General features: G+C 33.8%; 8 protein-coding genes. 3 read left to right on the forward strand and 5 right to left on the reverse strand.

The window, feature by feature from the left end:
* The first annotated feature begins 148 nt into the window (after positions 1 to 148).
* From EG242_RS02090 to EG242_RS02100, 3 genes are read left to right on the forward strand one after another with little or no spacing between them, the layout of a single operon-like run.
* Positions 149 to 2,593 carry a YfhO family protein gene (locus EG242_RS02090; protein WP_124898264.1) on the forward strand — a complete coding sequence of 815 codons (2,445 nt, stop codon included), beginning with the start codon at positions 149 to 151 and terminating at the stop codon, positions 2,591 to 2,593.
* Complete coding sequence (locus tag EG242_RS02095) at positions 2,593 to 2,946, forward strand: fluoride efflux transporter FluC (RefSeq protein WP_124898265.1); 354 nt, start codon at positions 2,593 to 2,595, stop codon at positions 2,944 to 2,946. Before EG242_RS02090 ends, EG242_RS02095 begins: the two co-directional genes overlap by 1 nt.
* 5 nt (positions 2,947 to 2,951) lie before the next feature.
* Positions 2,952 to 4,235: a glycosyltransferase family 4 protein gene (locus EG242_RS02100; protein WP_124898266.1), complete on the forward strand. Its 1,284-nt coding sequence runs from the start codon at positions 2,952 to 2,954 to the stop codon at positions 4,233 to 4,235.
* Between the two features lie 274 nt (positions 4,236 to 4,509).
* Here EG242_RS02100 and pstB read toward each other — a convergent pair whose 3' ends face one another.
* The 5 genes from pstB to EG242_RS02125 all read right to left on the reverse strand — a co-directional run bounded on the left by pstB (position 4,510) and on the right by EG242_RS02125 (position 9,023).
* Entirely contained in the window at positions 4,510 to 5,256 is a 747-nt protein-coding gene (gene pstB / locus EG242_RS02105) for a phosphate ABC transporter ATP-binding protein PstB (protein ID WP_124898267.1), read from the reverse strand.
* Entirely contained in the window at positions 5,246 to 6,103 is an 858-nt protein-coding gene (gene pstA, locus EG242_RS02110; protein ID WP_124898268.1) for a phosphate ABC transporter permease PstA, read from the reverse strand. Before pstA ends, pstB begins: the two co-directional genes overlap by 11 nt.
* A complete protein-coding gene (gene pstC, locus EG242_RS02115; RefSeq protein WP_124898269.1) occupies positions 6,093 to 6,983 on the reverse strand; it encodes a phosphate ABC transporter permease subunit PstC in 891 nt (296 codons plus the stop codon). Before pstC ends, pstA begins: the two co-directional genes overlap by 11 nt.
* 4 nt (positions 6,984 to 6,987) lie before the next feature.
* Entirely contained in the window at positions 6,988 to 7,824 is an 837-nt protein-coding gene (locus EG242_RS02120; RefSeq protein WP_124898270.1) for a PstS family phosphate ABC transporter substrate-binding protein, read from the reverse strand.
* A 353-nt stretch (positions 7,825 to 8,177) separates the two neighbouring features.
* Entirely contained in the window at positions 8,178 to 9,023 is an 846-nt protein-coding gene (locus tag EG242_RS02125) for an N-acetylglucosamine kinase (protein WP_124898271.1), read from the reverse strand.
* Positions 9,024 to 9,183 lie beyond the last annotated feature (160 nt).

A 9,183-nucleotide genomic window follows, 5' to 3' on the forward strand; every position in this document is an offset into this window, starting at 1 on the left:
ATTCGACAGAAATATTAACAACCTAAAAATTAATCTCGTTTAATAATGCACTATGGGTTAAAATAAATGTATTTATAAAAGAAAAAGCAGTTGTAGTTTTTTACCGTTTCCTAAATTATAAGTACATTTAGCATTAAATTTATGTACTATGAAAAATTTCAAAAACTATGTGCCTCATATTTTAGCAATATTGGGTTTTGTAGTTGTTGCTTTAGCTTATTTTTATCCAGTATTATCGGGTAAACAGATCTTTCAGTCGGATATTGTTCAATACACCGGAATGGCTAAAGAATTAAATGATTTTCGCCAAACAAATAACGAAGAAACCTATTGGGTTAACAATGCTTTCGGCGGAATGCCAACATATCAGTTAGGTGCAAAATATCCACATAATTACATAAAAGAATTAGATTATGTTATCCGTTTTCTTCCACGTCCGGCAGATTATGTTTTCTTATATTTCATAGGTTTTTACCTGTTGCTTTTAACGTATAAAGTAAAACCTTTAAAAGCTTTTATAGGCGCTTTATTATTCGGTTTTTCTACCTATTTAATTGTTATTTTAGGAGCCGGACACAATGCAAAAGGGCATGCAATTGCTTATATGCCATTGGTTTTAGCCGGAGTTCATTTAGTTTTTAGAAAGAAATATCTTTTAGGAGGAATCGTGACAATGATTGCAGCTGCCTTGGAAATTTCCGCAAACCACTTTCAAATGACGTATTATTTACTGATCTTTTTAGTAATTGTAACCATTTATTATTCGGTTCATTATATCAAACAGAAAGACCTTTCATCATTATTAAAAATGTTCGGAATATTTGCTGTTGCTGGTATTTTAGCTATTGGTTTAAATGCAACCAACTTAATGGCAACATCAGAATATGCGAAATTTAGTACACGAAGCGATAGTGAATTAACCATTGCTCCAGACGGTTCTCCAAAAGAATCTACAAACGCCATGACCCACGAATATATTACCGAATACAGCTACGGTATTTTTGAAACCTTTAATTTATTAGTGCCAAGAATTACAGGTGGCGGAAACGGTGAAAACATCGGAACAAATTCAAACACATACAAATACGTTTCAAGCTTTTTACAATCACAAGGTTACGATCCTGCTCCGGCACAACAATTTGCAGACCACGCGCCTACTTATTGGGGTAAACAGCCAATTGTAGCTGCACCGGCATATATTGGCGCTGTTGTGTTATTTTTGGCGCTGTTGTGTTTCTTTGTTGATAACAGAAAAGCAAAATATTATCTAGGTACAGGTGCGGCAGTTTCTATTGCATTATCTTGGGGACACAACTTCTTTTTAACCGATTTTTTAATTGAAAATTTACCTCTTTACAATAAGTTTCGTGCCATAACATCAATTCAAGTAATTGCCGAATTATGTTTCCCGATATTGGCAGTTTTAGGTTTACAAGCGTTTTTTAAAGTATCAAAAGAAGAACAATTCAAGGCAATAAAAATGTCGGGAATTGTTTTTGCAGGAATACTTGTTTTATTGTTTGTTTTAAAAGGAATGATGGATTTTGAAGGATCTAACGATTCTTACTATGCTCAGGTTTTTCAAGACGGCGGATCAGGTTTTATCAGTGCTTTAGTTGATGACCGTAAAGCAATGTACACCAAAGATTTGTTAAGAACTTTACTGTTTGTTGCCTTGACAGCAGCTGTTTTATGGGCTTATAATAAAGAAAAACTGAATGCAAAAACGGCAGTAATCATCGTTGGTTTATTAGGTGTTGTTGATTTGGTAGCAATTGATACCAATTACGTTAATAAAGATAATTTTGTTTCAAAACATCAGGTCGAAACTCCTTTTCAGCCAACACCAGCAGATCAACAGATATTGTCAGATAAATCGCAGTTCCGCGTTTTTGAACAACAAGGTGGTTTCAGCAGTGCGCGCAGTTCGTTCTTTCATCATTCGTTAGGCGGGTATCACGCGGCTAAACCTAAAAAAGTTCAGGATTTGTTTGATTATCAGATTGCTCAACAAAATCTCGAAGTTTTAAATATGCTGAATGTGAAGTACATCATCGGCAAAAACGAAGAAGGAGCCGATATTCCGTTGCAAAACCCAGAAGCTAATGGAAATGCTTGGTTTGTTAATAACATTCAGAAGGTTGCGCATGCCGATGAAATGATGGCAGCAATGAAATCATTCAAATCAAAAGAAACGGCGTTGGTTTATAATTCGGTTAATGTGCCAAAAACGACTTTTGTTGCTGATAGTTTGGCGCAAATTCAACTGACAAATTATCAACCTAATAAATTAGAATATCAAACCAATAATAAAGAAGATGGCTTTGCTGTTTTTTCTGAAATTTATTATCCAAAAGGATGGAATATTTCAATTGATGGAAAACCAGCTGAAATGGTTGAAGTAAATTATATCTTGCGCGGGTTGAATATCCCTGCAGGAAATCATAAAATTGTGTTTTCGTTTGAACCGGAAGTCGTTAAAACCGGAAGCACCATTTCATTAATAACATCACTAATTGCTTTGTTTATTGTAGTTGCAGGAATATTTTTTGCCACAAGAAACAAGAACGAAGAAAAAGTACTGAATATATAATGAATATTTTAGGATTGGCAATAGCCGGAGCCATAGGAACTGTTTGCAGATATGAAATCGGAAAGATCATAACGTATCAGCAATTTCCTATTGCTACCTTATTCATAAACACATTAGGAAGCCTTTTATTGGGCTTTCTTTTTGTTAAATACGCAGCAAACCAACAACAGTTATTCGTTGTTTTAGGAATTGGTTTTTGTGGAGGATTCACCACTTTTTCTGCCTTTTCGTTAGATTTGTTTAAAATGCTGCAAGCCCAGCAATATACAAGTTTTGCAACCTATTTAAGCCTATCTATTCTTTTAGGATTAATCGGTGTTTTTGTTGGAACCTATCTTGCCAAATTAGTTTAATTAGTATGAAAAAAGTACTCATCATAGCGTATTATTGGCCGCCAGCAGGTGGTCCAGGTGTACAGCGTTGGTTAAAATTTGTAAAGTATCTCCCCGATTTTGAAATTGAGCCAATTGTATATGTGCCCGAAAATGCCACCTACCCTATTCTTGATCAGGAGTTAGAAAGTGAAATAAACAAGAATATAACTATTCTAAAACAACCAATTAAAGAGCCTTACAAACTAGCTTCGATATTTTCTAAAAAAAGTACCACCACCATTAGTTCGGGTATTATAAAAGCTGAGAAAAAACAATCGTTTATAGAAAAATTGCTACTTTATATTCGCGGCAATTTCTTTATTCCCGATGCGCGTGTTGGTTGGGTAAAACCATCGGTTGACTATTTATCAAATTACATAAAAAGCAATGCGGTAGATGTGATTATTACAACGGGTCCGCCACACAGCATGCACCTAATTGGTTTAGAATTGCAGAAAAGATTCGCTGTTAAATGGATTGCAGATTTTCGTGATCCGTGGACATCAATCGGGTATCACAAGGAACTAAAACTGACCGATAAATCGGCTCAAAAACATAAAGATTTAGAAAAAGAAGTTTTAACAAAAGCCGACACCATTCTTACCACAAGCAGTACAACAAAAAATGAATTTTCAGAAATTACAACCAAACCAATTCATGTAATTACCAACGGCTACGATATTGAAACGATTGAAAAACCAGCAATGGATCAAAAATTTACAATAAGCCATATTGGATCCTTACTTTCTAAACGAAATCCGAGAATTTTATGGAAGGCTTTAAAAGAAATTTTAAAAGAAAATGAACAATTTCGTGCCGATTTTCAATTGCAACTTATAGGTAAAGTAAGTTCAGAAATTATTGATACTATTACAGAATTTAGGTTAGATGGTTATATAAACGTATTAGGATATGTATCGCATACCGAAGCGTTGAAATACCAACGCAGTTCGCAAATGTTATTGCTGATTGAAATTGATTCGTATGAAACTATTGGAATAATTCCCGGTAAACTTTTTGAATATATGGCTGCCGAACGACCTATTTTAGCAATTGGACCCAAAGAAAGCGATGTGGAGCAGATTATAAAAGATACCAACGCCGGCAAGTATTTTAATTATGATAATTTAGATGAAGTAAAACAATATATTTTAGATTGTTACGAAAAGTATCAGCAGAAAAACCTAAAAGTTCACGGTATAGGTTTACAATATTTCAGTCGAAGAAAACTAACCGAGAAATTAGCCAGCGTAATAAAGAACGTTTAAAATAATTGATTACGGGAAATTTTTATCCCATAGAATTTATAAAACTTTCGTCAGTTCGAGCCTGTCGAGAACTTTCAAGACCAAACTTCTCGATACGATTTTCCTCCATTTCATTACGAAAATCTACTCGAAGTGACGGCTATCTGTATATAATTAATCAAGTATATTTTGGTAAAGTGTTCCAAATAGTCAATTTAAAATAAAAGGAGTTTACTAAAAAAAGTAAACTCCCTCATAAACACATTTTTATGCGAAAAAATGAATTTATAGATAATTAACCAAAATAACCACTAATATAATTTGCTGTCATTTCGTTTTTAGGATTGTTAAAAATGTCATCGGTTGTACCTTCTTCTTTTACTTCACCCAAATACATAAAAACCGTTTTATCGGCTATACGCTGTGCCTGTTGCATATTGTGTGTAACAATAACAATAGTATATTTCTTTTTTAAATGTTTAATTAAATCTTCAATTTTTAACGTACTTACCGGATCTAATGCAGAACAAGGCTCATCCATTAAAATAACTTCTGGTCGCAAAGCTACTGCGCGTGCAATACATAAACGCTGCTGCTGACCACCTGATAAACGAGTTGCAGGCATTTTTAAATCGTTCTTAACTTCATCCCATAAATAGGCTTCTTCTAAGGCTTTTTGAACAACCTCTTTATTACAAGGTAAATTATTGATTTTTAAACCGTACGCAATATTTTCGTAAATACTTTTAGGAAAAGGATTTGCTTTTTGAAAAACCATACCAATACGTTTACGAATTTCGGTTACAGGTACATTTTTAGCATATAAATCTAAATCTTCTAAGAATAATTCACCATTAATTTTAGCGTATGGAAACAAATCGTGCATACGGTTAAAACTACGTAATAAAGTACTTTTACCACAGCCCGATGGACCTATTAGTGCAGTGATTTCGTTTTCTGCAAAAGAAACACTGATGTTTTTTAAAACTTGTTTGTCTGCGAAACTAAGGTTTAAATTTTTTGCTGATAATTTAGTTTTCATTTTTTCTGTATTTATATCGAATATAAAATGCGGTAAGGTTTAATAAAAAGACAACAATTACAAGTACTAGAGCCGTACCATACGCAATTGGTCTTACTTGATCTATTGATTGATGCTGGGTTGACAGCATGTATAAATGGTAAGGCAACGCCATAAATTCTTGATTTAAATAACCCGAACTACCGTTTATGAAAAATGCTGCCCCAGTAAATAAGATTGGTGCTGTTTCACCTGCTGCTCTGGAAAGTGTTAATACAACACCGGTTAAGATTCCAGACATTGCAGAAGGTATTACTACATCTTTTATTGTTTCAAATTTTGTAGCACCCACAGCCAAAGCTGCTTCGCGCATGCTGTTTGGTATCCTTTTTAACGCTTCTTCTGTTGTGGTTATAATATATGGTAACGATAATAAACCCAAGGTTAAACCTGCAGCTATTAACGATGTACCAAATTGTAACGCTTGTACAAATAAAGCCAAACCAAATAATCCATAAATGATAGATGGTACACCAGATAAGTTTCTGATTGCTGCTCTAATAGTTCTTGTAAGCCAATTGTTTTCTGCATATTCATTTAGGTAAATGGCACAACAAATTCCAAAGGGTATCGCAAAAATTGCAGTTATCAATGTTAAAAGTACCGTACCTATAATCGGAGTTAAAATTCCACCTGCGGTCATTCCATCTTTAGGAATGGCTGATACAAATTCCCATGATAATGATGACGCTCCTTTTGATACGATTTCCCAAATAATAACAAATAAGAAAAAGCATACAATTATGGTTGAAAGTAATAAAGTACCCCACTCTATTACCGTTGATAATCTATTGGTTTTATACTGCATGATATTTTCTTATACGGTTAATAAAAAACTCTCCTACTATATTAGCAAACAGTGTCATAAAAAACAAAACTGTTGCAATAGCGTATAATGCGTAATAATGCGTTGTTTGGTAAGGCACTTCGCCCATTTCTATAGCAATTGTTGCTGTCATTGTTTTAACAGAATCAAACATTCCTGTTGGTATTAATCCGGCGTTACCTGTAGCCATTAAAACCGTCATAGTTTCACCAATTGCTCTACCAACGCCTAACATTACCGCTGTAATAATACCAGGTGCAGCAGCAGGAATAATCACTTTTCGTAATGTTTGCCATTTGGTTGCACCTACACCATAACTTGCTTCTTTGTAAGCGTTTGGAACTGCATGTATAGCATCTTCGGCAACCGTAATAATTGTAGGTAGCGCCATAATTGCTAATAAGATGGCTCCGTTTAAAGCGTTTAATCCGTTTGGTAAATCTGCCATATTAGCAATTCCCGGACTTAAAACAACGATACCTAAAAAACCGATAACTACCGATGGTATTGCAGCCAGCATTTCAATTGCCGGTTTTAAGATGTTTTTTAGTCTACTCCCTGCATATTCCGAAATAAAAGCGGCAGTACCAATTCCTAATGGTATTGCTATAATCATAGCACCAAAGGTTACAACAGTTGTACTAATAATTAAAGGTAGCATACCGTATTTTGGAGTTTTAGCTGTTGGTGCCCATTCCATTCCTGTAATAAAATCTAAAGGTTTTATATCTAAAAAAAACGATATAGAGTTATAAACCAACATGGCAAATATTCCGCCCAATAATGCTAACACAAGCATACCAGTAGCTTTAAAAACCACTTTAAAGAGTTTATCAATTGATATTCTAGTTCTGTATTTCATTGTTTTATTCTTCTATGATATAATATCCGTGTTCTTCAATCATTTTTTTGCCTTTTGCACTCTTTTCAAAATGTATAAAAGGTTTTACCTTATCCCATGATTGTTCTATTACAAATTGATAAAGCGGACGCTGAAAAAAATACAAACTGTTATTAATTGTATGGGCATCTATGGGAGAATATGCCGTTGAAGTAGGACTTTCTTTAATTTTTAAAATTTTAATTGCTGTATTTGCATTTGGATCGTGTGCTACATAACCTGCACCTACATAACCAATCCCGGTTTTATCTGCCTTTACACCTTCTAAAATTTGTGCATTACCAGTCATTTCTTTTGCAGCATTGGTAAATTCTATTTTCAACTTCTTTTTAACAAAAGAATGTGTACCAGAACTACTTTGTCTACCGTAAATATTTATGGGTAAATCCGAAGAAGTAAGTTCAGACCAGTTTGTAATATCCCCCCTTAAAATTTTGCCTAAAGTTTCGGTATCAATTTCTTCTAGCGGTAAATCTTTATGAACAATAAAAGCGGTTGCGTCTTCTGCAAAAACCACCGTTCTAACCTCAATACCAGCATTTTTAAATTGTTGAATTTCCTCATCGGATAACGGACGTGAAGAGTTTGCAATATCTGCCTGACCGTTTAATAGAGAAGTGATGCCCAAGCCAGAGCCACCGCCCGAAATTGCAATACTAAAATCGGGATTTAATTCGGTATACTTTTCGGCTAAATTAACAGCTAAATTTACTTCGGTATCCGATCCTTTCATTTTAACCGAATTGTTATTACTGCACGAAATGAGTGAAAAAACACCAATTGCAACTAGAATTTTATTCATAATTAGCTTAAAATTTCATTGGTACAAAATTCATTTTTTTAAATAACCCCAATGTTATACCTGTATTAAGCTAATGTTAACAAACAACATTTAGGTTAATTTATTGTAAATAGATCTTGAAACTGTTGTTAATATGCTATTTGATTGCTATTTGATTAATGTTTTGGTAAAGTGGTTTTTGGAAAGAAATATATGCTGGATATATGATTTTTGTATTTAATAAAAGTTTTAACTAATAATAAAAATGGTTCAGATAATATAGATAATCAAATTGATGAACTTAAATATAGAAAGGTTCAAAATTATAACATCAGTGCTACTATCTCAAAGCCACTATACATTATGAAAAACAATTATTTCTGATGCAATTCAATTAAACCTTCTAACGGTTTTTGGTAGAACACACCGGCAATCAAATTATTTTTTTCAAGGATTGTTTTAAATTCGTCTTGTAATAAAAACGCGGTAGATCCTATAAAATGAACCGGAACATTTGCATGATTTGGATATTGCTTGATGTAATGATCTACAAAAAACTGAAAACTATCGGCAATCATCTCCCGTAAAAAAGCATGGTTTTTATTGGTAATTAAAAACGGAAGAAACGATGCCAGATACGCATTGGGGTTTGGTTCTTTATAAAAATTCTTTTTAATGAAATCGGCATTTAAGTTGTATGCTGCTTCAAATTTTTGTTTTAAATCTAAAGGCATCGTACTAAAATAGTGTGCACGAATTAAACGTCGACCAAAATCAACACCCGAACAATCGTCCATTGCCAAATATCCCAATGAATTCACTGCCTGCTCTACCTCTTTTCCATTAAAAAAACTACAGTTAGATCCGGTTCCGTTAATACAAACAATTCCAGGTTGTAAATCGTGACAGGTCGCATAAACAGCTGCATAGGTATCTTCCAGAATCTCTAAAAAATCGGCATTTTCAAATACTTTTTCCAAAGCATCACACATTACTTTTTTAGAATGAGTAGTACTGCAGCCCGATCCGTAAAAGTAAATTTCTTTAATTGAAGTCCGTAAATTGGCAAGTTCTTCGTTGCACAACATGCGTTCCACCAACACATCGGTATTTAGTACCTCTGGATTTAAACCTAATGTATTGTAAACTCCTAAATATTGTTTGTTGTTAAATAACAACCAGTCTGCTTTGGTAGAACCGCTGTCAACTACAAATTTCATAAAAATGTCCGAATTTAATTCGGACACAAAATACGCTATTTTATTGTATAATACCTAAAGAGAGGAAAGAAAATAGATGTTAGATGTTGGATGATGGATGTTGGATGTTGGATGTTGGATGTTGGATGTTGGATGTTGGATGTTGGATGTTGGATGTTGG

This window comes from Paenimyroides viscosum, from assembly GCF_003858535.1.
GTDB lineage: Bacteria > Bacteroidota > Bacteroidia > Flavobacteriales > Flavobacteriaceae > Flavobacterium > Flavobacterium viscosum.